This window comes from Pseudomonas sp. IT-P260 (assembly GCF_949768395.1).
Classification (GTDB): domain Bacteria; phylum Pseudomonadota; class Gammaproteobacteria; order Pseudomonadales; family Pseudomonadaceae; genus Aquipseudomonas; species Aquipseudomonas parakoreensis.
Window position 1 is genome coordinate 191,762 of record NZ_CATKPO010000043.1, and the last position, 25,378, is coordinate 217,139.

At 60.8% G+C, this 25,378-nt stretch carries 27 protein-coding genes; 15 read left to right on the forward strand and 12 right to left on the reverse strand.

Going from position 1 to position 25,378, the window contains the following annotated elements; translation table 11 throughout:
* Nucleotides 1-5 precede the first annotated feature (5 nt).
* The 7 genes from ACM6HV_RS25320 to hisC all read left to right on the forward strand — a co-directional run bounded on the left by ACM6HV_RS25320 (nt 6) and on the right by hisC (nt 5,873).
* Nucleotides 6-659 carry a phospholipid-binding protein MlaC gene (locus ACM6HV_RS25320; protein ID WP_041072855.1) on the forward strand — a complete coding sequence of 218 codons (654 nt, stop codon included), beginning with the start codon at nt 6-8 and terminating at the stop codon, nt 657-659.
* Nucleotides 656-961: a lipid asymmetry maintenance protein MlaB gene (locus ACM6HV_RS25325; protein ID WP_041072857.1), complete on the forward strand. Its 306-nt coding sequence runs from the start codon at nt 656-658 to the stop codon at nt 959-961. Before ACM6HV_RS25320 ends, ACM6HV_RS25325 begins: the two co-directional genes overlap by 4 nt.
* 116 nt (nt 962-1,077) lie before the next feature.
* Nucleotides 1,078-1,317: a BolA family protein gene (locus tag ACM6HV_RS25330; protein ID WP_007953556.1), complete on the forward strand. Its 240-nt coding sequence runs from the start codon at nt 1,078-1,080 to the stop codon at nt 1,315-1,317.
* Between the two features lie 22 nt (nt 1,318-1,339).
* A complete protein-coding gene (murA, locus tag ACM6HV_RS25335) occupies nt 1,340-2,605 on the forward strand; it encodes a UDP-N-acetylglucosamine 1-carboxyvinyltransferase (protein WP_027610854.1) in 1,266 nt (421 codons plus the stop codon).
* A gap of 126 nt (nt 2,606-2,731) precedes the next feature.
* Entirely contained in the window at nt 2,732-3,367 is a 636-nt protein-coding gene (gene hisG, locus ACM6HV_RS25340; protein WP_041072861.1) for an ATP phosphoribosyltransferase, read from the forward strand.
* 125 nt (nt 3,368-3,492) lie between these two features.
* Nucleotides 3,493-4,818 (forward strand): histidinol dehydrogenase, encoded by a 1,326-nt coding sequence (gene hisD / locus ACM6HV_RS25345; protein ID WP_041072864.1) that lies wholly within the window; start codon nt 3,493-3,495, stop codon nt 4,816-4,818.
* A 2-nt stretch (nt 4,819-4,820) separates the two neighbouring features.
* Entirely contained in the window at nt 4,821-5,873 is a 1,053-nt protein-coding gene (gene hisC, locus ACM6HV_RS25350; protein ID WP_414905571.1) for a histidinol-phosphate transaminase, read from the forward strand.
* A 122-nt stretch (nt 5,874-5,995) separates the two neighbouring features.
* Here the strand turns inward: hisC and algW are convergent, their stop codons facing one another.
* Nucleotides 5,996-7,150, reverse strand: a complete 1,155-nt coding sequence (gene algW / locus ACM6HV_RS25355) for a Do family serine endopeptidase AlgW (protein ID WP_041072868.1) — start codon at nt 7,148-7,150, stop codon at nt 5,996-5,998.
* 103 nt (nt 7,151-7,253) lie between these two features.
* Between algW and ACM6HV_RS25360 the strand changes: the two genes are divergently transcribed.
* The 3 genes from ACM6HV_RS25360 to cysN all read left to right on the forward strand — a co-directional run bounded on the left by ACM6HV_RS25360 (nt 7,254) and on the right by cysN (nt 11,099).
* Complete coding sequence (locus tag ACM6HV_RS25360; protein WP_414905572.1) at nt 7,254-8,012, forward strand: Nif3-like dinuclear metal center hexameric protein; 759 nt, start codon at nt 7,254-7,256, stop codon at nt 8,010-8,012.
* Nucleotides 8,013-8,273: 261 nt separating this feature from the next.
* On the forward strand, nt 8,274-9,191 hold the full coding sequence (cysD, locus tag ACM6HV_RS25365) for a sulfate adenylyltransferase subunit CysD (protein ID WP_007912374.1): 918 nt from the start codon (nt 8,274-8,276) through the stop codon (nt 9,189-9,191).
* Between the two features lie 9 nt (nt 9,192-9,200).
* Nucleotides 9,201-11,099, forward strand: a complete 1,899-nt coding sequence (gene cysN / locus ACM6HV_RS25370; RefSeq protein ID WP_414905573.1) for a sulfate adenylyltransferase subunit CysN — start codon at nt 9,201-9,203, stop codon at nt 11,097-11,099.
* Nucleotides 11,100-11,791: 692 nt separating this feature from the next.
* On the opposite strand, the gene ACM6HV_RS25375 is transcribed toward cysN, so the two are convergent.
* The 3 genes from ACM6HV_RS25375 to ACM6HV_RS25385 are packed head-to-tail and all read right to left on the reverse strand — an operon-like array spanning nt 11,792 to nt 15,154.
* Nucleotides 11,792-12,697, reverse strand: coding sequence for an acyltransferase (locus ACM6HV_RS25375; protein WP_414905574.1), 906 nt, complete (start codon nt 12,695-12,697; stop codon nt 11,792-11,794).
* Nucleotides 12,698-14,797: a phosphate acetyltransferase gene (pta, locus tag ACM6HV_RS25380; protein ID WP_414905575.1), complete on the reverse strand. Its 2,100-nt coding sequence runs from the start codon at nt 14,795-14,797 to the stop codon at nt 12,698-12,700.
* Between the two features lie 60 nt (nt 14,798-14,857).
* The gene (locus ACM6HV_RS25385; RefSeq protein WP_414905626.1) at nt 14,858-15,154 is read right to left on the reverse strand and encodes a DUF3565 domain-containing protein; all 297 of its coding nucleotides are present in this window, start codon (nt 15,152-15,154) and stop codon (nt 14,858-14,860) included.
* On the opposite strand from ACM6HV_RS25385, the gene ACM6HV_RS25390 reads away from it, so the two are divergent.
* The 3 genes from ACM6HV_RS25390 (at nt 15,153) to ACM6HV_RS25400 (ending at nt 17,546) form a co-directional block, all read left to right on the forward strand.
* Nucleotides 15,153-15,638 carry an FKBP-type peptidyl-prolyl cis-trans isomerase gene (locus ACM6HV_RS25390; RefSeq protein ID WP_007968032.1) on the forward strand — a complete coding sequence of 162 codons (486 nt, stop codon included), beginning with the start codon at nt 15,153-15,155 and terminating at the stop codon, nt 15,636-15,638. The two genes, ACM6HV_RS25385 and ACM6HV_RS25390, sit on opposite strands and share 2 nt — an antisense overlap.
* 122 nt (nt 15,639-15,760) lie before the next feature.
* Nucleotides 15,761-16,243 (forward strand): glutathione peroxidase, encoded by a 483-nt coding sequence (locus tag ACM6HV_RS25395; RefSeq protein ID WP_041073925.1) that lies wholly within the window; start codon nt 15,761-15,763, stop codon nt 16,241-16,243.
* A gap of 199 nt (nt 16,244-16,442) precedes the next feature.
* Complete coding sequence (locus ACM6HV_RS25400; RefSeq protein ID WP_047291742.1) at nt 16,443-17,546, forward strand: NADH:flavin oxidoreductase; 1,104 nt, start codon at nt 16,443-16,445, stop codon at nt 17,544-17,546.
* Between the two features lie 135 nt (nt 17,547-17,681).
* On the opposite strand, the gene ACM6HV_RS25405 is transcribed toward ACM6HV_RS25400, so the two are convergent.
* Both ACM6HV_RS25405 and cysZ read right to left on the reverse strand, forming a co-directional pair.
* On the reverse strand, nt 17,682-18,881 hold the full coding sequence (locus ACM6HV_RS25405; RefSeq protein WP_414905576.1) for a glycosyltransferase family 4 protein: 1,200 nt from the start codon (nt 18,879-18,881) through the stop codon (nt 17,682-17,684).
* A 54-nt stretch (nt 18,882-18,935) separates the two neighbouring features.
* Nucleotides 18,936-19,688 (reverse strand): sulfate transporter CysZ, encoded by a 753-nt coding sequence (cysZ, locus tag ACM6HV_RS25410; RefSeq protein ID WP_262948020.1) that lies wholly within the window; start codon nt 19,686-19,688, stop codon nt 18,936-18,938.
* Between the two features lie 311 nt (nt 19,689-19,999).
* On the opposite strand from cysZ, the gene trxB reads away from it, so the two are divergent.
* Nucleotides 20,000-20,962: a thioredoxin-disulfide reductase gene (gene trxB, locus ACM6HV_RS25415; RefSeq protein ID WP_003221727.1), complete on the forward strand. Its 963-nt coding sequence runs from the start codon at nt 20,000-20,002 to the stop codon at nt 20,960-20,962.
* Between the two features lie 183 nt (nt 20,963-21,145).
* Here trxB and ACM6HV_RS25420 read toward each other — a convergent pair whose 3' ends face one another.
* From ACM6HV_RS25420 to ACM6HV_RS25445, 6 genes are all read right to left on the reverse strand, one after another.
* Complete coding sequence (locus ACM6HV_RS25420; protein ID WP_414905577.1) at nt 21,146-21,484, reverse strand: HopJ type III effector protein; 339 nt, start codon at nt 21,482-21,484, stop codon at nt 21,146-21,148.
* Nucleotides 21,477-21,773, reverse strand: a complete 297-nt coding sequence (locus ACM6HV_RS25425; protein WP_115986687.1) for a DUF1244 domain-containing protein — start codon at nt 21,771-21,773, stop codon at nt 21,477-21,479. The genes ACM6HV_RS25420 and ACM6HV_RS25425 overlap by 8 nt, the downstream gene beginning before the upstream one ends.
* Before the next feature lie 68 nt (nt 21,774-21,841).
* On the reverse strand, nt 21,842-22,213 hold the full coding sequence (folX, locus tag ACM6HV_RS25430) for a dihydroneopterin triphosphate 2'-epimerase (protein WP_041073935.1): 372 nt from the start codon (nt 22,211-22,213) through the stop codon (nt 21,842-21,844).
* A complete protein-coding gene (folE, locus tag ACM6HV_RS25435; protein ID WP_108181698.1) occupies nt 22,214-22,774 on the reverse strand; it encodes a GTP cyclohydrolase I FolE in 561 nt (186 codons plus the stop codon).
* A gap of 21 nt (nt 22,775-22,795) precedes the next feature.
* Nucleotides 22,796-23,506 (reverse strand): dihydromonapterin reductase, encoded by a 711-nt coding sequence (folM, locus tag ACM6HV_RS25440; protein ID WP_414905578.1) that lies wholly within the window; start codon nt 23,504-23,506, stop codon nt 22,796-22,798.
* Between the two features lie 129 nt (nt 23,507-23,635).
* Entirely contained in the window at nt 23,636-24,205 is a 570-nt protein-coding gene (locus tag ACM6HV_RS25445; RefSeq protein ID WP_414905579.1) for an antibiotic biosynthesis monooxygenase, read from the reverse strand.
* 210 nt (nt 24,206-24,415) lie between these two features.
* Here ACM6HV_RS25445 and ACM6HV_RS25450 point away from each other — a divergent pair, with 210 nt between their 5' ends.
* A complete protein-coding gene (locus tag ACM6HV_RS25450; protein ID WP_414905580.1) occupies nt 24,416-25,375 on the forward strand; it encodes a MerR family transcriptional regulator in 960 nt (319 codons plus the stop codon).
* Nucleotides 25,376-25,378 lie beyond the last annotated feature (3 nt).

Genomic DNA, 25,378 nt, shown 5'->3' on the forward strand with positions numbered 1-25,378 from the left:
TTTGAATGATCTCTACCTTGCGACGTGGCCTGTTGGTGTTGCTTGCGACACTGCCACTGCTGGCTAACGCTGCGCCCGGGCAATCGGCGCACGATCTGGTTCAGGACACCACGAACCGGATGCTGGCCGACCTGTCGGCCAACAAAGCGAAATACAAGCAGGATCCGGCTGATTTCTATGCCGCGTTGAACAACATCGTCGGCCCGGTAGTGGATGCCGAGGGCATTTCCAAGAGCATCATGACGGTCAAGTATTCGCGCAAGGCCACGCCTGCGCAGATGCAGACCTTCCAGGAAAACTTCAAGAAAGGCCTGTTCCAGTTCTACGGCAATGCCTTGCTCGAATACAACAATCAGGGCATCACGGTTGATCCGGCCAAGGATGAATCGGGTGATCGCACCAGCGTCGGCATGACCGTCAAGGGCAGCAACGGCGCGATCTATCCGGTGCAGTACACGCTGGAGAAGATCAACGGCGAGTGGAAGCTGCGCAACGTGATCATCAACGGTATCAACATCGGCAAGCTGTTCCGTGATCAGTTCGCGGATGCGATGCAGCGCAATGGCAACGATCTGGACAAGACCATCAACAATTGGGCTGGCGAAGTGGCCAAGGCCAAGGAAACCACCGAGAAAGCTGCCGAGAAGCCAGCGCAATGAATGAGGCGGCAGTTCGTATGAGTGATGTCGACGAGCTATTGCTCAGCGGAGTGCTGGACTATCGCACGGGCCCCGACCTGCGCAAGGAAGGCCAGGCGCTGATCAAGTCCAGCAAGGCGGCATCGCTGGTGATTGATTGTTCGGCAGTGAAGAAGTCCAGCAGCGTCGGCTTGTCCTTGCTGCTGTGCTTCATGCGCGATGCCCGGGCGGCCGGCAAGGCCGTCAGCATCCGCGCGATGCCGGAAGACATGCGCGAAATCGCTCAGGTCAGCGAACTGACCGAGTTGCTGGCGCACCCCTGAACCCGCATCGACAAACAAGCCCCCCGTCAGAGTCCTGCCAATGCGGGGTTCGCAGGCGCGGGGCTTTTTTGTATGATGTCCGACCCGTGCGCACAGGGCGCCGATTGAGGTTGAGCATGCAGGCCGTAGAAGTGAAGAGCTTCCTTGAAGGAAAGCTGCCAGGAACGCAGGTGGAAGTTGAAGGCGAAGGCTGTAACTTCCAGCTGAACGTGATTAGTGATGAACTGGCGGCGTTGAGCCCGGTCAAGCGTCAGCAAAGCATCTATGCCCATTTGAACCCTTGGATCGCTGATGGCAGCATCCACGCGGTCACTATGAAATTTTTCAGCAGCGCGGCCTGGGCCGAGCGCACCTGAGCCCTAGGGCGTCGAGATTCTTATGGATAAATTGATTATTACCGGTGGCGTTCGTCTTGATGGCGAAATCCGTATCTCCGGGGCGAAGAACTCCGCCCTGCCGATTCTGGCCGCCACCCTGCTGTGCGATGGCCCGGTGACCGTTGGCAACCTGCCGCACCTGCACGACATCACCACCATGATCGAGCTGTTCGGTCGCATGGGCATCGAGCCTGTGATCGACGAGAAACTCAGTGTTGAAATCGACCCGCGTACCATCAAGACCCTGATCGCGCCGTACGAGCTGGTGAAAACCATGCGTGCCTCGATCCTGGTTCTGGGGCCGATGGTTGCCCGTTTCGGTGAAGCCGAAGTCGCCCTGCCTGGCGGTTGCGCCATCGGTTCGCGCCCGGTTGACCTGCACATCCGTGGTCTCGAAGCCATGGGCGCGGTGATCGACGTCGAAGGCGGCTACATCAAGGCCAAGGCGCCTGAAGGCGGCCTGCGCGGTGCGCACTTCTTCTTCGATACCGTCAGCGTGACCGGTACCGAAAACATCATGATGGCGGCTGCCCTGGCCAAGGGGCGCAGCGTGCTGCAGAACGCTGCGCGCGAGCCGGAAGTCGTCGACCTGGCGAATTTCCTCAACGCCATGGGCGCCAAGGTTTCCGGTGCCGGTACCGACACCATCACCATCGATGGCGTCGAGCGCCTGGGATCGTGTTTCTACAAGGTCATGCCTGACCGTATCGAAACCGGCACCTACCTGGTGGCCGCTGCGGTCACCGGTGGCCGCGTCAAGGTCAAGGACACTGATCCGACCATTCTTGAAGCAGTCCTGGAAAAGCTCCGTGAGTCCGGTGCGGAAATCACCTGCGGTGAAGACTGGATCGAGCTGAACATGCACGGCAAACGCCCGAAAGCGGTCAACGTGCGCACAGCGCCGTACCCGGCATTCCCGACCGACATGCAGGCGCAGTTCATCTCGCTCAACGCCATTGCCGAAGGCACCGGTGCGGTAATCGAGACGATCTTCGAAAACCGTTTCATGCATGTGTACGAACTGCACCGCATGGGCGCCAGGATCCAGGTCGAAGGCAACACTGCGATCGTCACCGGTACTGAAGTGCTGAAGGGCGCGCCAGTGATGGCCACCGACCTGCGTGCTTCGGCCAGTCTGGTGATTTCGGCCCTGGTGGCCGAGGGCGATACCCTGATCGACCGCATTTACCACATCGACCGTGGTTACGAGTGCATCGAAGAAAAACTGCAGATGCTGGGCGCCAAGATCCGTCGCGTTCCGGGCTAGTCGCTGCACTGGGCACAGGGAGGTGTCCACTGAATTTGTTTCGAGTCGAGCCGGTATCCGGCTCGATGTGTGTCCGGCGCCGATTGCGACCTGACATGAGTACCTTGATAAGGACTGACGTTTCCCATGTTGACCATCGCACTGTCCAAGGGCCGCATCCTTGACGACACCCTGCCGCTTCTCGCTGAAGCGGGCATCGTGCCGACCGAGAATCCGGACAAGAGCCGCAAACTGATCATCCCCACCACTCAGGATGACGTACGTCTGTTGATCGTGCGTGCCACCGACGTGCCGACCTATGTCGAGCATGGCGCGGCCGACCTCGGCGTCGCCGGTAAAGACGTGCTGATGGAATACACCGGCCAGGGCCTGTACGAGCCGCTGGACCTGCAGATTGCCCAGTGCAAGCTGATGACGGCCGGCAAGATCGGCGCAGCCGAGCCCAAGGGCCGTCTGCGCGTGGCGACCAAGTTCGTCAACGTTGCCAAGCGCTACTACGCCGAGCAGGGCCGTCAGGTCGACATCATCAAGCTCTACGGCTCGATGGAGCTGGCGCCGCTGATCGGTCTGGCCGACAAGATCATCGACGTGGTCGACACCGGCAACACACTGCGCGCCAACGGCCTGGAACCTCAGGAACTGATCGCCACGATCAGCTCGCGCCTGGTGGTCAACAAGGCTTCGATGAAGATGCAACACGCCCGAATCCAGGCGTTGATCGATACCCTGCGCACGGCAGTGGAATCGCGACACCGCGGCTGATGTACTTGCGCGACCTTGAGTCGCGCCCGTCTATCCGCCTCATAGCCAGAATCTCAGGTGCCCAAGCGGAAACGACTGCTAAGTTAGGGCGCCTGAGTTTTTGCCATTCCTATGAGGCTCTCGCTATGACCGCACCGACTGCAATTCGCCGACTCAACGCTGCTGACCCGGATTTCGCGCATCATCTGGATCATCTGCTGAGCTGGGAAAGTGTGTCTGACGACTCGGTCAATCAGCGCGTGCTGGACATCATCAAGGCGGTGCGCGAACGCGGTGACGCCGCGCTGGTCGAGTTCACCCAGAAATTCGACGGTCTCGAAGTCGCCTCGATGGCTGACCTGATCCTGCCGCGCGAGCGTCTGGAACTGGCCCTGACCCGCATCACTGTCGCGCAGCGCGAAGCGCTGGAAAAAGCTGCAGCGCGGGTGCGCAGCTACCACGAAAAACAGAAACAGGATTCCTGGAGCTACACCGAGGCCGACGGCACTGTGCTCGGGCAGAAGGTCACGCCGCTGGATCGCGCCGGCCTGTACGTGCCGGGCGGCAAGGCGTCATACCCGTCGTCGGTGTTGATGAACGCGATTCCGGCCAAGGTTGCCGGCGTGGCCGAAGTGGTCATGGTGGTGCCGACCCCGCGCGGTGAAATCAATGAGCTGGTGCTGGCGGCGGCGTGCATTGCCGGCGTTGACCGGGTGTTCACCATCGGCGGCGCGCAAGCGGTTGCTGCGCTGGCTTACGGTACCGAAAGCGTTCCGCAGGTGGACAAAGTGGTCGGCCCGGGCAACATCTATGTCGCTACTGCCAAACGCCACGTGTTCGGTCAGGTCGGCATCGACATGATCGCCGGCCCGTCGGAAATCCTTGTGGTCTGCGACGGCCAGACCGATCCGGACTGGATCGCCATGGACCTGTTCTCCCAGGCCGAGCACGACGAAGACGCTCAGGCAATTCTGGTCAGTCCCGACGCCGAGTTCCTCGACAAGGTCGCGGCGAGCATCGACAAACTGCTGCCGACCATGGACCGCGCGGCCATCATCGAAACTTCGATCAATGGTCGCGGTGCGCTGATTCACGTGAAGGACATGGCGCAAGCCATCGAAGTTGCCAACCGCATCGCCCCGGAACACCTGGAGCTGTCGGTCGCTGACCCACAAGCCTGGCTGCCGCAGATTCGCCACGCCGGCGCGATCTTCATGGGCCGCCACACCTCTGAAGCGCTGGGTGATTACTGCGCCGGCCCGAATCACGTGCTGCCAACCTCCGGCACCGCGCGTTTCTCCTCACCGCTGGGCGTGTACGACTTCCAGAAACGTTCGTCGATCATCTTCTGCTCCGAGGCCGGTGCCTCCGAGCTGGGCAAGACCGCTTCGGTGCTGGCCCGTGGCGAATCCCTGAGCGCGCACGCCCGCAGCGCCGAATACCGCATCAAAGACGAAGTGAAGGGGAATTGAACATGAGTAAATTCTGGAGCCCGTTCGTCAAGGATCTGGTGCCGTATGTGCCGGGCGAACAGCCGAAGCTGACCAGACTGGTCAAGCTCAACACCAACGAAAACCCTTACGGCCCGTCGCCCAAAGCCCTGGCGGCGATGCAAGCGGAGCTCAACGACAACCTGCGCCTGTACCCGGATCCGAACAGCGATGTGCTGAAAACCGCCGTCGCCAACTACTACGGCGTGCAGAGCAATCAGGTGTTCCTCGGCAACGGTTCGGACGAGGTGCTCGCGCACATTTTCCACGGTCTGCTGCAACACGAGCAGCCACTGCTGTTTCCGGACATCAGCTACAGCTTCTATCCGGTGTATTGCGGTCTGTACGGCATCCAGTTCGACGCCGTGCCGCTTGACGCGCAGTTCCAGATCAACCCGGCGGACTACGCCAAACCGAACGGCGGGATCATTTTCCCGAATCCGAACGCACCGACCGGTTGCCTGCTGGCACTGGAAGCGGTCGAGCAGATCCTCCAGGCCAGCCCGGATTCGGTGGTGGTCGTGGATGAAGCGTACATCGACTTCGGCGGCGAAACCGCGATCAGCCTGGTGGACCGTTATCCGAACCTGCTGGTGACCCAGACCTTGTCCAAGTCGCGCTCGCTGGCCGGCCTGCGCGTCGGTCTGGCGGTGGGTCATCCGGATCTGATCGAAGCGTTGGAGCGAATCAAAAACAGCTTCAACTCCTATCCGCTGGATCGCCTGGCGATTGTCGGGGCGGCGGCGGCGTTCGAGGATCGCGAGTATTTCGACAAGACCTGCCGTCTGGTCATCGAGAGCCGTGAATGGGTGATCGCGCAATTGCAAGCCAAGGGGTTTGAGGTGCTGCCGTCGGCGGCGAACTTCATCTTCGCCCGGCACCCGCAACACGATGCGGCCGGGCTGGCGGCCAGGCTGCGCGAGCAGGGCGTGATCGTGCGTCACTTCAAGCAGGAGCGGATTGCCCAGTTCCTGCGGATTTCGATCGGTACGCCGGAGCAGAATCAGGCGCTGATCGACGGCCTCGGCGACCTCTAAACCGCCGCTGAACCTGTGGGAGCGAACCTGCTCGCGAAAGCGGTCTGTCATTCAACATCATTGTTGACTGTGACGACCTCTTCGCGAGCAGGCTCGCTCCCACATTGGTTTGTACTGGCGCCTTACTCTTCTTCCTTGACCGGCGCCGGCGGTGGACGCAGGCCGATTTCCGCGGTCAGCTTCAGCTCCTTGCCATTGCGCATCACTTGAATCGTGACCTTGTCGGTCGGTTTGATCCGCGCCACCTGGTTCATCGACTTGCGGCCATCACCCGCCGGTTCGCCGTCGATACTCAGAATCACGTCACCCAGCTGCAGGCCGGCCTTCTGTGCCGGGCCATCGCGGAAGATTCCCGCCACGACAATTCCCGGACGCCCGGACAGGCCAAACGACTCGGCCAGTTCCTGAGTCAGCGGCTGCACTTCAATACCGAGCCAGCCACGAATCACTTGACCGTGCTCGATGATCGACTTCATCACCTCCATTGCCAGTTTCACCGGGATCGCAAAACCGATGCCCTGCGAGCCGCCGGACTTGGAGAAGATCGCGGTGTTGATCCCGGTGAGGTTGCCGTTGGCATCGACCAGTGCGCCGCCGGAGTTGCCCGGGTTGATCGCCGCGTCGGTCTGGATGAAGTCTTCGTAGTTGTTCAGGCCCAACTGGTTGCGCCCGGTGGCGCTGATGATACCCATGGTCACGGTCTGGCCGACGCCGAACGGGTTGCCGATGGCCAGCGCGACGTCGCCGATACGGATGTTGTCGGAGCGACCGACGGTGATCGCCGGGAGGTTTTTCAGGTCAATCTTCAGCACCGCGAGGTCGGTTTCCGGGTCGCTGCCGATGACGCGGGCGAGGGTTTCGCGCCCATCCTTGAGTGCCACCACGATCTGGTCGGCGCCGGTGGTCACGTGGTTGTTGGTCAGGATGTAGCCTTCCGGGCTCATGATCACGCCGGAACCGAGGCTCGATTCCATGCGTTTCTGCTTCGGCGAGTTGTCACCGAAGAAGCGCCGGAACTGTGGGTCCTCAAACAGCGGGTGCGCCGGTTTGTTGATGACTTTGGTGGTGTAGAGGTTGACCACCGACGGTGCTGCGATGGTCACCGCGTCGGCGTAGGACACCGGGCCCTGCTGCACGCTGGTGGTTTGCGGGGCCTGTTGCAGGTTGACGTCGAGGCTCGGAAGCCCGACCCACTGCGGGTAACGCTGAATAATCAACAGAGCGATAAGCACGCCGGCCAACAGCGGCCAGCCAAAAAAACGCAGCGCCTTGAGCATTAAGCACGTCCTGGAAAAGTTGCAGGCGGGGGCAGACCGCCGATAATGTCGCGCATTATACGAGGCCGCGCGAGCCTCTGAACGGGATATTTAGGAGTCTTTCATGGCCGTCGCCCTCAGCACCCTGGTCGAAGAAGCCGACCGTTACCTCGGCAGTGCGAAAATCGCCGATTACTGCCCCAACGGCCTGCAGGTCGAAGGTCGTCCGCAGGTGATGCGCATTGTCAGTGGCGTCACCGCCAGTCAGGCCTTGCTCGATGCTGCGGTGGAAGCCGAAGCCGATCTGATACTCGTGCATCACGGCTATTTCTGGAAAGGCGAGAACCCGTGCATCACCGGCATGAAGCAGCGCCGCCTGAAGACCCTGCTCAAGCACGACATCAGTCTGCTCGCTTATCACCTGCCACTGGACCTGCACCCGGAGGTTGGCAACAACGTGCAACTGGCTCGTCAGCTGGACATTACCGTTGAAGGGCCGTTGGACCCGGACAACCTGAAGATCGTCGGGCTGGTCGGCTCGTTGAACGAGCCCATGACCCCGCGTGATTTCGCGCGCAAGGTTCAGGATGTCATGGGGCGCGAGCCACTGCTGGTCGAAGGCAGTGCGATGATTCGCCGGGTCGGCTGGTGCACCGGTGGCGGGCAAAGTTATATCGATCAGGGCGTGGCGGCGGGCGTCGATCTGTTCCTCAGTGGCGAAGCCTCCGAGCAGACCTTCCACAGCGCCCGGGAAAACGACATCAGCTTCATCGCCGCCGGCCACCATGCCACCGAGCGCTATGGAGTGCAGGCGCTGGGCGACTACCTGGCAAAACGTTTTGCTCTGGAACACATCTTTATCGACTGCCCGAACCCGATCTGACGACTCCCGGCGAGCCTGATCTGAAATGCTGTCCTGTAGGAGCTGCCGAAGGCTGCGATCTTTTGACGTTGTCTTTTAAAAGCAAGATCAAAAGATCGCAGCCTTCGGCAGCTCCTACAGGCTTAGTGGGGCAAACCGGTGGGCATATTCATATGCCCTTTCGATCTAGTTGGCGTCCTGATTAGAAGAGGGCGCTGTGCTAGGATTCCCCGCTCGAACACGGCCCGCTGGCCGTTCATAAGAAAGCTTTCGTGAGTAGCCATGGTCGACAAACTGACGCATCTGAAACAGCTGGAGGCGGAAAGCATCCACATCATCCGCGAGGTGGCCGCCGAGTTCGACAACCCGGTGATGCTGTACTCCATCGGTAAAGACTCCGCCGTGATGCTGCACCTGGCACGCAAGGCGTTCTTCCCGGGCAAACTGCCGTTTCCGGTGATGCACGTCGACACTCGCTGGAAATTCCAGGAGATGTACAAGTTCCGCGACAAGATGGTCGAAGAGCTGGGCCTGGACCTGATCACCCACATCAACCCCGATGGCGTGGCGCAGAACATCAACCCGTTCACCCACGGCAGCGCCAAACACACCGACATCATGAAGACCGAGGGCCTGAAGCAGGCACTCGACAAGCATGGTTTCGACGCCGCGTTCGGTGGTGCCCGTCGTGACGAAGAGAAGTCCCGCGCCAAGGAGCGTGTGTACTCGTTCCGCGACAGCAAGCACCGCTGGGACCCGAAGAATCAGCGTCCGGAGCTGTGGAACGTCTACAACGGCAAGGTCAACAAGGGCGAATCCATTCGTGTGTTCCCGTTGTCGAACTGGACCGAACTGGACATCTGGCAGTACATCTACCTCGAAGGCATCCCGATCGTGCCGCTGTACTTCGCCGCCGAACGCGAAGTGATCGAGAAGAACGGCACCCTGATCATGATCGACGACGAGCGCATCCTTGAGCATCTGTCCGACGAGGACAAGGCGCGCATCGTCAAAAAGAAAGTGCGTTTCCGTACCCTTGGCTGCTACCCGTTGACGGGCGCGGTGGAGTCCGAGGCCGAAAGCCTCACGGACATCATTCAGGAAATGCTCCTGACGCGAACTTCCGAGCGCCAGGGCCGGGTCATCGACCACGATGGCGCAGGCTCGATGGAAGACAAGAAACGTCAGGGTTATTTCTAAGGGGTTGTCATGTCGCACGCATCTGATTTGATCAGCGAGGACATCCTCGCCTACCTGGGCCAGCACGAACGTAAAGAGCTGCTGCGCTTTTTGACCTGCGGTAACGTCGATGACGGCAAGAGCACCCTGATCGGGCGCCTGCTGCACGACTCCAAGATGATCTACGAAGATCATCTGGAAGCCATCACCCGCGATTCGAAGAAAGTCGGCACCACCGGTGACGACATCGACCTGGCATTGCTGGTCGACGGCCTGCAGGCCGAGCGTGAGCAGGGCATCACCATCGATGTTGCCTACCGCTACTTCTCCACCGCCAAGCGCAAGTTCATCATCGCCGACACCCCTGGCCATGAGCAGTACACCCGCAACATGGCCACCGGTGCATCCACCTGTGACCTGGCGATCATTCTGGTCGATGCCCGTTACGGCGTGCAGACCCAGACCCGTCGCCACAGCTTCATCGCCTCGTTGCTCGGCATCAAGCACATCGTCGTCGCCATCAACAAGATGGACCTGAAAGACTTTGATGAAGGTGTGTTCGAGTCGATCAAGGCCGACTACCTGAAGTTCGCCGAAGGCTTGAAGATGAAGCCGACCAGCATGCACTTCGTGCCGATGTCTGCTCTCAAGGGCGACAACGTGGTGAACAAGTCCGAGCGCTCGCCTTGGTACAAAGGGCAGTCGCTGATGGAGATCCTCGAGACCGTGGAAGTGGCGGGTGATCGCAACTTCACCGATCTGCGCTTCCCGGTGCAATACGTCAACCGTCCGAACCTGAACTTCCGCGGCTTCGCCGGCACCCTCGCCAGCGGGATCGTGCACAAGGGCGACGAAGTGGTGGTTCTGCCGTCGGGCAAGAGCAGCCGCGTCAAATCCATCGTCACCTTCGAAGGTGAACTGGAGCAGGCCGGTCCTGGTCAAGCGGTGACGCTGACCATGGAAGACGAAATCGACATCTCCCGTGGCGACTTGCTGGTGCATGCCGACAACGTGCCGCCGGTCACCGACAGCTTCGAAGCGATGCTGGTGTGGATGGCTGAAGAGCCGATGCTGCCGGGCAAGAAATACGACATCAAGCGCGCCACCAGTTACGTGCCGGGCTCGATTGCCAGCATCGTCAACAAGGTCGACGTGAACACCCTTGAAGAAGGTCCGGCGAGCGCGTTGCAGCTCAACGAAATCGGCAAGGTGAAGATCGCGCTCGACGCGCCGATCGCCCTCGACGGTTACGACAGCAACCGCACCACCGGTGCGTTCATCGTCATTGACCGTTTGACCAACGGCACCGTTGGCGCCGGCATGATCGTCGCTCAGCCACTGAGCCACGGCACGGCCACCCACCACGGCAAACTGGCCCACGTTGCTACCGAAGAACGTGCCCAGCGCTTTGGCCAGCAACCGGCGACCGTGCTGTTCAGCGGCCTGTCCGGCGCAGGCAAGAGCACCCTGGCCTATGCGGTCGAGCGCAAGTTGTTCGACATGGGTCGTGCCGTGTTCGTACTCGATGGGCAGAACCTGCGTCACGACCTCAACAAGGGCTTGCCACATGACCGTGCCGGTCGCACCGAGAACTGGCGGCGTGCTGCGCACGTGGCGCGTCAGTTCAACGAGGCTGGTCTGCTGACCCTGGCGGCGTTTGTTGCGCCGAGTGCTGAAGGTCGCGAGCAGGCCAAGGAGCTGATCGGCAAGGAGCGTCTGCTGACGGTTTATGTGCAGGCCTCGCCGGCGGTGTGTGCCGAGCGTGATCCGCAGGGCTTGTATGCTGCGGGTGGCGATAATATTCCGGGTGAGTCGTTCCCGTATGACGTGCCGCTGAATGCTGATCTGGTGATCGACACGCAGTCGCTGTCGCTGGAAGAGAGCGTCAAGCAGGTGTTGGATCTGCTGCGCAAGCGTGGCGCGATTTAAGCGTTAGCCGGAAATGAAAGGCCCGCGGATGAGTGATCATCGGCGGGCTTTTTTATTGGCGGGCATTCGGTCCGGTGTGGGAGCTGGCTTGCCGGCGATGGCGGCTTTAGGGCTGACCATGTTGTGGGTGTTCTGTGTGTATATCCGTTTTTTCGGGTGTTGCGGCTGGCGGTTTCGCCCTTACGGCGAGTCACCTTTTCCAAACGCCGAAAAGGTAACCCAAAAGGCTTGCTCCTGCGTTCGGCCCGCTCGCTGAGGCTCGGGGTCCCTTCGCTCCGGGTTTGATCCGGGGACAGCGCCTACGGTTTGCTTCGCTGCACCTCCTCTCGCTGTGTTTGGCTTCGCCAAACGGTCGCTGCGCTCCCACCCCCGGATCAATCCCTCCACTCAGCCTTCCGACGTCGCCCATGGATCAAGATCAAAAGCTGCAGCCGAGCTTGCGCTCATCCTGGAGTGGGGCGGCATGCGCCGCGTGCGGGTTGTATTATCTTCCCTGTAGGAGCTGCCGCAGGCTGCGATCTTTTGATCTTGATTTTGTGGGAGCTGGCCTGCCAGCCGACCGATACCTAACTGAACACACCCAACCCAATTGTGGGAGCTGGCTTGCCAGCGAAGGCGCTGTGTCATTCACCAATGATGCTTGCTGATCGCCGCCATCGCCGCCATCGCCGGCATGCCGGCTCCCACCAGATTCACTGTCGGTTCGGGAATTCGCGGTGCATCTGTTCCAGCAGCGCATCCTTGTCCTGCCACAGCTGGTTGATCCAGCCCTGAAACTGCAGACGGTATTCGCCGTCCTGGTCGTAGTTCTTGCCGATGAAGGCCGGCGGTATTTTCAGTTCTTCAAAGTGCACCACCACGTCGCGCACGTTGCCGCACAGCAGGTCCCAGAAGCCCGGCCGTCCGCCCGGATAGTGGATGGTCACGTTGACGATCGATTCCAGCTGTTCTCCCATCGCGTCCAGCACAAAGGCGATGCCGCCAGCCTTGGGCTTGAGCAGGTATTTGAACGGTGATTGCTGTTGCGCGTGCTTGCCTTCGGTGAAGCGTGTGCCTTCGACGAAGTTGAAAATCCCCACCGGGTTGTCGCGAAACTTCGCGCAGGTCTTGCGCGTGGTTTCCAGGTCCTTGCCTTTCTTTTCCGGGTGTTTTTCCAGATAGGCCTTGGAGTAGCGTTTCATGAACGGAAAGCCCAGCGCCCACCACGCCAGGCCAATCACCGGGACCCAGATCAGCTCCTGCTTGAGGAAGAATTTCAGCGGTTGGATGCGCCGGTTGAGCACGTATTGCAGCACCAGAATGTCGACCCAGCTCTGGTGGTTGCTGGTGATCAAATACGAGTGTTTGTAATCCAGGCCTTGCAAGCCGCTGATGTGCCAGCGCGTGCGGCGTACCAGGTTCATCCAGCCCTTGTTGTTACTGATCCAGGCTTCGTGGGTGTGGCTCATCAGCCACAGCGAGGCGCGGCGGGCGAGGTCGAACGGCAGCACTTTGATCAACGCCACGCAGAACAGGAACGAGCACAGCAGAATCGTATTGAGCGCCAACAGCAGCGCGGCGATCACGCCGCGAATCGGGGCGGGCAGGAAGTCCAGCATTTACACATCCATAGGTCGGTTGGCGGCTTGAATCGCGGTCAGGGCGATGGTGTAGACGATGTCGTCGACCTGCGCGCCGCGCGGCAGGTCGTTCACCGGTTTGCGCAGGCCCTGCAGCATCGGGCCGAGGCTGACGCAGTCGGCACTGCGCTGCACGGCTTTGTGGGTGGTGTTGCCGGTGTTCAGGTCGGGGAACACGAACACCGTGGCGCGGCCGGCCACCTGGCTGTTCGGTGCCAGTTGCCGGGCCACATCGGCGTTGGCAGCGGCGTCGTATTGCAGCGGCCCGTCGATCAGCAGCGAGTGCTGTTGCTCGTGGGCGAGCAGGGTGGCTTCGCGGACTTTCTCGACTTCTTCGCCGCTGGCCGACTCGCCGCTGGAGTAACTGATCATCGCCACGCGCGGGGTGATGCCGAAGGCCGCTGCCGAGTCGGCGCTTTGCAGGGCGATCTCGGCCAGCTCAGTTGCGCTTGGGTGCGGATTCATCACGCAGTCGCCGTAGACCAGCACTTCTTCGGGGAACAGCATGAAGAACACCGAAGACACCAGCGTGCAGCCCGGCGCGGTCTTGATCAGTTGCAGCGCCGGGCGGATGGTGTTGGCGGTGGTGTTGATCACACCCGACACCAGACCGTCGACTTCATCCAGCGCAAGCATCATGGTGCCAATGACCACGGTGTCTTCCAGTTGCTGTTCGGCCATCGGCGCATTGAGGCTTTTGCTTTTGCGCAGGGCGACCATCGGCTCGATATAACGCTCGCGGATCAGATCCGGATCGAGAATCTCCAGCCCCGGCGGCAGCTCGATGCCTTGCGCGCGGGCCACGGCTTCAACGTCCGCCGGTTTGGCCAGCAACACGCAACGGGCGATGCCGCGCTCCTGACAGATCGCCGCCGCTTGCACGGTGAGCGGCTCGCTGCCTTCGGGCAGGACGATACGCTTGTTCGCCGACTGCGCCCGTTGAATCAGTTGATAGCGGAATACTGCGGGTGACAGGCGCATTTCCCGCGGGGTGCCGCAGCGCTGGTGCAGCCACTTGGCATCGAGATGGCTGGCGACGAAGTCGGTGATGATCTCCGCACGCTCGCGGTCATCGATGGGGATTTCCTTGTTCAGGCCATTGAGCAGGTTGGCGGTGTCGTAGGAGCCGGTGCTCACCGACAAGACCGGCAGACCGGCCTGCAACGCGCCACGGCACAAGTCCATGATGCGTGGATCGGGCAGGGTGTCACTGGTCAGCAACAGCCCAGCCAATGGCACACCGTTGAGCGCCGCAAGGCTGACCGCAAGAATGATGTCGTCGCGATCGCCCGGGGTTACTACCAGCACGCCGGGCTTGAGCAGCTCCACGGTGTTGCGCATGGTGCGCGCGCAGATGATGATTTTGGTCATGCGCCGGGTTTCATAGTCGCCGGCGTTGAGCACCTGTGCGCCCATCAGGTCAGCGACGTCGCGGGTACGTGGGGCGTTGAGTTCGGGCTGGAACGGAATGCAGCCGAGCAGGCGGAAGTCACCGCTGCGCAGCAACGGCGAATGCTCCTTCAGGCGCGTGGCGAAGGCGTCCATGCTCTCCTCGGTCTTGACCTTGTTGAGGATCACGCCGAGGACTTTCGGGTCTTTCGGACCGCCGAACAATTGCGCCTGCAATTCCACGCGGCCGGAGAGTTCGGCGAGCACTTCGTTTTCCGGAGCCGATACCAGAATCACCTCGGCATCCAGGCTTTTGGCCAGGTGCAAATTGACCCGCGCGGCGTAGCTGGCGCTGCGGGTCGGCACCATGCCTTCGACCACCAGCACGTCCTTGCCGACAGCCGCTTGCTGATACAAGGCGATGATTTCTTCGAGCAGCTCATCGAGCTGACCGTCGCCGAGCATTCGCTCGACGTGGGCCAGGCCCAGAGGTTGCGGCGGTTTCAGGCCGTGAGTACGTGCCACCAGTTCGGTGGAACGCTCCGGGCCGGTGTCGCCCGGATGCGGCTGGGCAATCGGTTTGAAGAAGCCGACTTTCAGTCCGGCCCGCTCCAGGGTACGCACCAGCCCTAGGCTGATGGAGGTCAGACCCACGCCAAAATCGGTGGGTGCGATAAAAAAAGTTTGCATGCGGATTCTCTAAGGGTGCATGGCAAGGGTGGCGATCTATACGTGACCGCCTACCGAAATTCAGTCGCCAAGGTTATCGCTAACCGAGCCTTGTGCGCACCAACCGCAGGCAAAGGGTTGGCCTATTTTTTCAATACGTTGCGCCGGGTCCAGGACCCAGGCGCGCGATTGCCACGGCGGCTGATGGCGCAGGTGTTGGGTGTGGCCACAGGAAAGCTCGGCCACCCAGTGACCTTCTTCATCTTGATGGAAGCCGGTGATCGTCGAATCCCGTTTGTCCGGGTTGTGTTCGCTTTCGCGCGATTGCTTCGCTAAACTTGGTCTTTCTATATTTTTATACAAAAGGTTTCGCCCCATGCTGATCGCCGCCAACAAGGCTGTCTCTATCGACTATACCCTGACCAACGACGCTGGTGAGGTCATCGACAGCTCCGCCGGCGGCGCTCCGCTGGTCTACCTGCAAGGCGCAGGCAACATCATCCCGGGCCTGGAAAAAGCGCTGGAAGGCAAAGCCGTTGGTGATGAGCTGGAAGTGTCCGTTGAGCCGGAAGACGCTTACGGCGAATACGCCGCTGAACTGGTCAGCACCCTGAGCCGCAGCATGTTCGAAGGCGTTGACGAGCTGGAAGTCGGCATGCAGTTCCACGCGTCGGCGCCGGACGGCCAGATGCAGATCGTGACCATCCGTGACCTGGACGGCGACGACGTCACCGTCGACGGCAACCACCCACTGGCCGGTCAGCGCCTGAACTTCAAAGTGAAGGTCGTTGCTATCCGTGACGCCAGCCAGGAAGAAGTCGCTCATGGCCACGTCCATGGCGAAGGTGGCCATCACCACTGATTTTCTGCGCTAAGCTTCGAGTACTGGAGAGGCGCCTGCGGGCGCCTTTTTAGTCCGCGGCTGTCCTTGGTGGCCTCGCCAAGTGGCTGTTTCGAGTAGAACACGGGAATCTGGAGTCCGTCATGAGTGCTTTTCACGACCTTAAGTTGACAGCCCTGGATGGTCAGGAGCTACCGTTGGCGCCTTTCAAGGGCCAAGTCGTGCTGGTGGTCAACGTCGCCTCCAAATGCGGCTTGACCCCACAGTACGCGGCACTGGAAAACCTCTACCAGCAATTCAAGGGCAAGGGCTTCAGTGTGCTGGGCCTGCCATGCAACCAGTTTGCCGGCCAGGAACCAGGCACGGAGCAGGAAATCCAGGAATTCTGCAGCCTGAACTACGGCGTGACGTTCCCGTTGTCGAGCAAGCTTGAAGTCAACGGTCACGAGCGGCACCAGCTGTACCGCTTGCTGGCGGGCGAGGGCGCGGAGTTTCCCGGGGATATCACCTGGAACTTCGAGAAGTTTCTGCTTGGCAAGGACGGCCGGGTGCTGGCGCGGTTCTCGCCGCGTACGGCGCCGGATGATCCGACCATCGTTCACGCGATTGAAAAAGCGCTGGGCTGAACCAGCAAGATCAAAAGATCGCAGCCTGCGGCAGCTCCTACACGTCATCGAGTTATCGAATAATTGTAGGAGCTGCCGCAGGCTGCGATCTTTGCTTTGTGTCTTTTGATCCTTGATCACTCAAATCAATAATGCTGTTCAAGGCTTGCAACTCTCCATATTATCGCCGTCATAAAGCCATTCCCTGTGGAGCCATCCAATGCCGGTGCAAGCCCTGTTCAAACCGTTCCACCTCGGTGCCCTCGAACTGCCGACCCGCGTGGTCATGGCGCCAATGACCCGCTCGTTTTCCCCGGGTGGCGTACCCAATTCCAAAGTGATCGAGTACTACCGTCGCCGCGCTGCGGCCGGTGTCGGTCTGATCATCACCGAAGGCACCACGGTCGGTCACAAGGCCTCCAACGGTTACCCGAACGTGCCGCAGTTCTTCGGTGAAGCGCCACTGGCCGGCTGGAAAAAAGTGGTCGACGCGGTGCATGCCGAGGGCGGCAAGATTGTTCCGCAACTGTGGCATGTCGGCAGCGTGCGCCGTATCGGCACCGAGCCGGACGCCAGCGTGCCGGGTTACGGCCCGACGGAAAAACTCAAGGACGGTCAGGTCGTGGTGCACGGCATGACCAAACAGGACATTCAAGACGTGATCGCCGCATTCGCCCAGGCCGCCAAAGATGCCAAAAGCATCGGCATGGACGGCGTGGAAATCCACGGTGCCCACGGTTACCTGATCGACCAGTTCTTCTGGGAAGGCAGCAATCAGCGCAGCGACGAATACGGCGGCAGCCTGGCCAACCGCTCGCGTTTCGCCATCGAATTGATTCAAGCGGTGCGCGCGGCAGTCGGTGAAGGCTTCCCGATCATCTTCCGATTTTCGCAATGGAAGCAGCAGGATTACACCGCGCGTCTGGTACAAACGCCCGAGGCGCTGGGCGAGTTCCTCAAGCCGTTGGCCGACGCTGGCGTGGACATTTTCCATTGCTCGACGCGGCGTTTCTGGGAGCCTGAGTTCGACGGTTCCGAGCTCAACCTGGCCGGCTGGACACGCAAGCTGACCGGCAAACCGACCATTACCGTTGGCAGCGTTGGCTTGGACGGCGAGTTCCTGCAATTCATGGTCAACACCGACAAGGTCGCGCAACCGGCGAGCCTGGAGAAACTGCTGGAGCGTCTGAACAACGACGAGTTCGATCTGGTGGCGGTGGGCCGAGCGCTGCTGGTGGATCCGGACTGGGCGCTGAAAGTCCGTGAAGGGCGTGAGCAGGACATTCTGCCGTTCAGCCGTGAGGCATTGATGACGCTGGTTTAAGCGGCGCTCAAACTGACGCTATCGCTGGCAAGCCAGCTCCTACAGGTTTTGCGGGTGTTCACAAAAATTGTGTTCACCGCAGGCCCTTGTGGGAGCTGGCTTGCCAGCGATGGCGGCTTCAAAGTCAGCCAGGCTTCAGGGCAATGTCTGCGCATTCGGCAACACCTGCTCCCCGACACACGCCCCGCGCAAATGCTTTTCAAACTGCTCGATGATAGCCGCCCACCCCTGGCGACTGGCATGCTGGCGCGCATTCAGGCGCACGCAACGCAACGTCTCGTCCTCCTCTAGCAACCACGCCGCTGCGTCACAGAACGCTTCTTCATCACCGGGCATTGCCAACACGCCGTTGTAGCCATGGCGGATGTGCTGCGCCGCTGCAGCCTGATCGTATGCGACCACGCCCAGGCCTGAAGCCAATGCTTCGAGCACCACATTGCCGAAGGTTTCGGTCATGCTCGGGAACAGAAAAATATCCCCCGAGGCATAGTGCGCCGCCAGCGCTTCGCCGCGCTGTGAACCACAGAAAATCGCCTCAGGCAGCTCTTTTTCCAACGCAAGCCGTTGCGGTCCGTCGCCGACCACAATCAGCTTCAGGTTGCGCTGTGGATAAGTGCTGCGGAGTTTGTCGAAGCAGCGCTTGAGCAGGCCCAGGTTCTTCTCCGTGGCCAGACGTCCTACGTGAATCACCGCGATGTCCTGCTCGCTCAGGCCCCATTGCTCACGCAACCCGTTCAGGCGCCTGGCCGGGTGAAACAACTGGCTGTCCACGCCTCTGGAGAGCAGGGCGAGGCGGTCGAAATGCCGACGCTCCAGTTCCAGACGCTGACTGACGCTCGGCACCAGGGTCATCGCCGAGCGATTGTGGAACCAGCGCAGATAATGCGTCAGCAAGCGCGTCAGCAAACCCAGCCCGTACTGATGGGTGTACTGCTGGAAATTGGTGTGAAAGCCGCTGACCACCGAGATCCCCAGGCGCCGCGCCGCCCGCAAGGCTGACAATCCGAGCGGACCTTCTGTGGCGATGTACAGCACGTCCGGACGATGACGCTGCCAGCGCCGCAGCAGCTTGTGCATCGACGACTGACCCCATTGCAACCCCGGATAACCCGGCAACGGCCAGCCCCGGCACAACAGCAAGGCATCGTCCTCGACACGCTGCGGATCGCCCGCTTGTCGCGGTCGCACCAGTTCCACTCGATGCCCGCGCGCGCGCAAGCCATCGCACAAGCGACCAAGGGTATTGGCCACCCCGTTGATTTCCGGTGGGAAGGTTTCGCTGATCAGAGTGATATGCAGAGCTGTCGTCATGACCTCAGTGTCGGCTGAGGCCATGTCGTGCCTGTGACGTTCGGATGATGGATTTGTGACTGGCGGTCCGTGAGCGGCTCAGCGCTGTGCGACAAGGTTCTCCGCGCCGCGCTCACGTACCCAGAACAAGGTTGCGCCGGCAACCGCGGCCGGCATCATCAGGATGTTGACCACCGGAATCAGCAGCACCAGATAGACGATGCCGCCGAAGCTCATGCTCTGCCAGCGCTTCTGGCGCAGCCAGGCGAGCATTTCGTTCCAGCCCAGTTTGTGGTTGTCCGCGGGGTAGTCGATGTACTGGATCGCCATCATCCACACGCCGAACAGCAGCCACAGCGGTGCGGCGACGATATTGACCACCGGAATGAACGAGAGAATGAACAGGCCAATTGCCCGCGGCAGGAAGTAGCCGAGTTTGCGCATTTCCCGGGCGAGGGTGCGCGGGATCATCGCGATCAGTTCGCCCCAACTGAAGGCCGGGAAATCATCAGTGCCGCGCACCACCACTTCAACTTTTTCCGCGAGGAAACCGTTGAACGGCGCCGCGATCACGTTGGCCAGCATGGTGAAGGTGAAGAACACCATCAACGCCACCAGCACCACGAACAGCGGCCACAGGATGTAGCTGAGGAAACTCAGCCAGTCGGGCAGCGACGGCATCAGGCTGTCGACCCACAGGCTGAACTGATGGCCGGCCAGATAGATCAATCCGACGAACAGCACCAGGTTGATCGCCAGCGGCAGCAGCACGAACAGGCGCAGGCCCGGGCTGAGAACCAGTTTGAGGCCTTCGCGCAGGTATTGCGGGCCGGACAGAACGGGGGCGGGCATAAGGGGCTCCGAGCAAGGGAAAACGCGCCGACCTTACCGACTTTGCAACAGGTGCGAAAGCGCGGCAGAGCGATCGACATTCACTGTAACAAAGACGTCGATCCGGTCGGAGTCTGCGCATAGAGACCACCTATGAGCTGGATTGTTAATCCGTATTTCCTTAATCTTGCCCCCCTCGATACGCTGCACCCAACTTTTTACAGGACTGTCGAGCTCATGCCTTCCCCAAGGTTATCCACAGTCCTTTTTTATTCCCGCCGGCAGTCCGGCGTTCCGCGCCAGTGTTTCGGCCCGGTCAACAGGAGCAGGTCATGTCTGAAGTCCGTCATTCGCGAGTGATTATTCTCGGTTCCGGCCCTGCCGGTTACAGCGCTGCGGTCTACGCCGCCCGTGCCAACCTCAAGCCACTGCTGATCACCGGCATGCAGGCTGGCGGTCAGCTGACCACCACCACTGAAGTCGACAACTGGCCGGGCGACGTGCACGGCCTGACTGGTCCGGCGCTGATGGAGCGCATGCGCGAGCACGCCGAGCGGTTTGAAACCGAGATCGTTTTCGACCACATCAACGCCGTGGACTTCGCCGCCAAGCCGTACACCCTGACCGGTGACAGCGCGACCTACACCTGCGACGCGCTGATCATCGCTACCGGTGCCAGCGCGCGTTACCTGGGCCTGCCGTCGGAAGAGGCGTTCATGGGCAAAGGCGTCTCGGCCTGCGCGACCTGCGACGGTTTCTTCTACCGCAACAAGCCAGTGGCTGTGGTCGGCGGCGGCAACACCGCTGTTGAAGAAGCACTGTACCTGGCGAACATCGCCAGCACCGTGACCCTGATCCACCGTCGCGAAACCTTCCGCGCCGAGAAGATCCTGATCGACAAGCTCAACGCCCGTGTGGCCGAAGGCAAGATCATCCTCAAGTTGAACGCCAACCTCGACGAAGTGCTGGGCGACAACATGGGTGTGACCGGTGCGCGCCTGAAAAACAACGACGGCAGCTTCGACGAAATCAAAGTCGACGGCGTGTTCATCGCGATCGGCCACACCCCGAACACTTCGCTGTTCGAAGGCCAGTTGACTCTGAAAGACGGTTACCTGGTGGTGCAGGGCGGTCGTGACGGCAACGCCACTGCCACCAGCGTCGAAGGCATCTTCGCTGCCGGCGACGTGGCTGACCACGTTTACCGTCAGGCCATCACCTCGGCCGGCGCCGGCTGCATGGCAGCACTGGATACCGAGCGTTACCTGGACGGTCTGCAGAACGCTTCGTTCTAAGACCGCAGGCACAAAAAACCGGCTTCGGCCGGTTTTTTTATGCCCGTTATTCACGGCCACCACACAACAAATGTGGGAGCGAGCCTGCTCGCGAAGGCGTCATGTCAGGCAATATTTTGGGTGTCTGATACACCGTTTTCGCGAGCAGGCTCGCTCCCACAGGGAATGGTGTTAGATCTGATATCAGCGACGGGTCAGCGGCTGTGCTTCGAACTTCACACCGGCCAGACCGTGCTTGATCAGCGCACGGATATTGCCGTGGTCGCTGCCTTCAGACGTCGCCAGCACCGAGCGGTAATGCTCGCCGAATGCCAGCAGCGCTTCTTCATCGCTCAAGCCTTCCAGCAGTGCCAGACCCAGGGTCTTGCACGAACCTTCGTTCTGCCCGGCAGCGTTTTCCACGCCACCATTGTTGAACGCTTGCGGCTGGTAGTCATAACCGGCAGCGATGAAGGCCAGGGTATCGGCGAAAGCGTGTTCGCCGCTGTTGAGGCTGGCGCGCAGGGTGTTCAGATCACTCATTGGGTTTTCCTTTGGCGAACGCCGCCTGTTGTTCGGCGCTGGCTTCTTGCTGGTATTGGGCTTTCCATTCGGCGTACGGCATGCCGTAAACCACTTCGCGGGCGTCATCGAGGCTGACCTCGATCTGCTTCTCGTCGGCGGCGGCCTTGTACCATTTGGACAGGCAGTTGCGGCAGAACCCGGCAAGGTTCATCAGGTCGATGTTCTGCACGTCCTTGCGGCTGTCCAGATGGGCGACCAGCCGGCGGAAGGCGGCGGCTTCGAGTTCGAGGCGTTGTTGCTCGGTCATGATGGGCTCTGTGCAGTCTATTCGTGGCGCGGATGATAAAAGTCTGGCGAGCAATGCGCCAGACGCGCTCAGCGGCTTGCCGCGAGGGTGATCGACACCGACTCGGCAAATCGCAGGGCATGCGGCTTATCGACTTCGACTTCGGCGTAAAGCACGGCGGTATTGCTCATCACCAGATCCAGCAGCTCCTGGGTCAGGCGTTCGAGCAGCGCAAAGCGATTGCCCTCGACGTGGGCGATGATCGCCTTGGTGATGGTGCGGTAGTTCAGCGCGTGATCGATGTCGTTGTCGCGCACCGCTTCCTGCGCGGCGTACTGGATGGTCAGGTTGATCAGCACATCCTGTTTGTTGAGGATCTCGTCCTCGTTGATCCCGATAAAGGTGCGCAAGCGCAGATCCTTGACCCGGATGCGCGCCATTCCCGGTTGAAGTTGTGACATTTACTTGCTCCGTCCAATCAATTGCAGGAACTCCTGGCGGGTGTTGCTCGAGTCGCGAAAGGCGCCGAGCATGACCGAGGTGTTCATGGTCGAATTCTGTTTCTCGACACCGCGCATCATCATGCACATGTGCCGGGCCTCGATGACCACCGCGACGCCAGCGGCATCGGTGACCTGTTGCACCGCTTCGGCAATCTGTCGGGTGAGGTTTTCCTGAATCTGCAGGCGCCGGGCGAACATGTCCACCAGCCGCGCAATCTTCGACAGCCCCAGCACCTTGCCGGTTGGAATATAAGCCACATGGGCCTTGCCGATGAAGGGCAGCAGGTGATGTTCGCACAACGAGTAGAGCTCGATGTCGGCGACGATAATCATCTCGTCGCTGTCGGAGGCAAACAGCGCGCCGTTGACGATCTCCTCCACACGCTGTTCGTAGCCGTGACACAGGTATTGCATGGCCTTGGCCGCGCGCTGCGGAGTGTCGAGCAGACCTTCGCGGTCGGGGTCTTCGCCGAGGCCGATGAGGATCTCGCGGTAATTCTCGGGCAGGGTACGGCTCATGGGCGATCCTCGCGCAGCAGCTTATTTGACGTGCCGCCCGCCGTTGACGGTCAGGGTCGTGCCGGTGACATAGGGGTTGTCGAGCAGATAGCGCAGGCTCTGGTAGATCACTTCGCTGCCGGGCTCGATGCCGAGCGCGGATTTGGCCAGCGCCTTGGCGCGGTACGCCGCGTCGTCGTCGGGATTGAACAATAGCAGGGCCGGCGCGATGCCGTTGACCTTGATTGCCGGCGCATAGCGCGCGGCGAAGGACAGGGTCAGGCTGTCGAGCCCGGCCTTGCTGGCGCAATAGCCGATGTGTTTGCTGCTGCCCTTGCGCGTGACGTCGTCACTGATGTGGATGATGTCGGCCGGTGTCGAGCCCTTGAGCAGGTCGGCGCAGTGCAGGTTGATCAGGTACGGCGCGAGCATGTGCACGTTGAGCATGCGTACGAAGGCTTCGGCTTCGTTGCCCGGGGTTTCCGCCAGCCATTCGGAGGCGTTGTGGACGATGGCGCGCAGGCGGTCGGTATGGGCTTTCAGTTCATCGATGAAGGCGAGAATGGCGGCTTCGCTGGAGAAGTCGGCGAACACCGCGACAGCGCCCAAATCCCGCAGCGCTTGCACGCCGGGACGTTCGCTGCGGTAGGTGAAAATGACCTGATGGCCGTCTTCAAGCAAACGCTGCGCGCAGTGCAGACCGACACGCTGGCCGGCACCGGTGATGAGAATCGGGGCGGAGGAAATGGTCATGTACGGCTCGGGTCGCGGCTGGAGCAAAAACTATAACAGCGACGCTGTCGAAAAGATCGCAGCCTTCGGCAGCTCCTACAGGGGCGCCTTCATCTGTAGGAGCTGACGAGTGCAACGAGGCTGCGATCTTTAGCGATTCTGCGTAGAGGGTGTTGCAGGCAAAGGTCGCGCCGGCACAGCGTTCAACCAGTTGGCCAGCAACCGCGTCGACAGCGGAATAAAGAAATACACCATCAACGGCGTCAGGCACGCCGTGCTGATCAACACCCGCGGCAGCAGGCTCATCTCGCCGAGCAACGGCCCGAGAACAAAATTGAACAGCAGCGACACCGGAAAGAACGCCAGCCAGATGGCCACGGCCTGTTTCCAGCGCGGTGGCCGCTGACCGGCCGCGCCGAACCAGCCTTCGATGCCGCTGACCCGATGTTCTTTGGGATGCGCGAACAGATCGCTGCCTCGCGCGAGCCACGCGGTACGCGAGACCGAGTGCTCCCAGGCATGCAGGGTCTGTTCGTCGACAAAGCGGAAAATGATCTGGAATTCGTTGTCACCGGGGGGCGGAGCGAGCACGCCGGAGCCCAGGTAACCGGGAAAGTCAGTGGCCAGCTGTTCGCCTTCGCGTAGCCAGGCAATCAGGTCCTGATAGCGGCCGTCGGCGACGCGACGCGCAACCATCAGCGTGACGGGGGAAGTAGACATTATGTATCTCCGTATTCCGAGTGCGTCGCTCCGGGTAGGAGTTTCGCAATACGCAGGCGGGGGTAGGAGCCTGCGCTTTTTGACAAGCAAGGATTATTCCTGATTTTAATGACAGTTTCAGAGACTTTCGTCTCTATTCATGGGTTGAACCGATAGAGGGCATCGGAGGTAGAATGGGATCCAAATCTACCGAGTGGATGCACCTGCACAATGGCTGTTATCACGGACGCTGACCCTGCTTCGCAGGCCTCTGTCGCGCTTGAGCGCGAAGAGTTGTTCCCTATTCGGGAGGTGTCGCGGCTGACCGGCGTCAACCCGGTAACGTTGCGTGCATGGGAGCGCCGCTACGGTTTGATCCAGCCGACGCGCACCGAAAGCGGGCACCGGTTGTATTCGATGACCGAAATCGAGCGTGTACGCAGCATCGTCGACTGGATCGATCGCGGCGTGGCCGTGAGCAAGGTCGGCAAGATTCTCGCCAAGACCGAGCCGCTGAAAGTGCTGGCGCATATCATTCCTGATGATCTGGTGCAGGCTGATTACGGGCAGTGGCAGCAACAGGTGCAGGCCGCGATCAGCGCATTCGATGACCGTGCGCTGGATCAGGTCTACAACCAGATTTTCTCTTCATACGCGCTGCCGGTGGTGTTCCAGGACATCCTCATGCCGTTGTGGCTGCAGATGCTGCAACGCCAGGATGCTTTCGGGCAGACCAGCGAGTGGTTGTTTTTCGACGGGTTCCTGCGGGCGCGAGTCCTGCAGCGGATTGTCGCGCTGCGCGGCGCGCAACCGCGCAAAGTGATTGTCAGTGCGCTCGCCGGTCAGTGTCGTGAACTCGAATTACTGGTTGCCGCGTTGTTTCTGAGTGGCAATGACGCCGGGGTGCGGGTGCTCACCACCGGGCAGCCATTCGATGAGTTGGCGCTGGTGTGCGAGCGGATCAAGCCGCAGGCGCTGGTGCTGTTTTCCAATCACGCCCCGACAGCCGATTTGCCGCGACGGTTGAACCGTCTGGCGTTAAGTCTGGATTGTCAGGTGATGCTGGCCGGCGATACCGCCGATCTGGCACAGGACAGCTTGGCGGGATCGTCGATCGGCTGCCTGGGCAATGAAGGGGCGACGATGCGTCAACGCATGACGCAGTTTCTCGCGGGGACGCTGGATACCTGAATA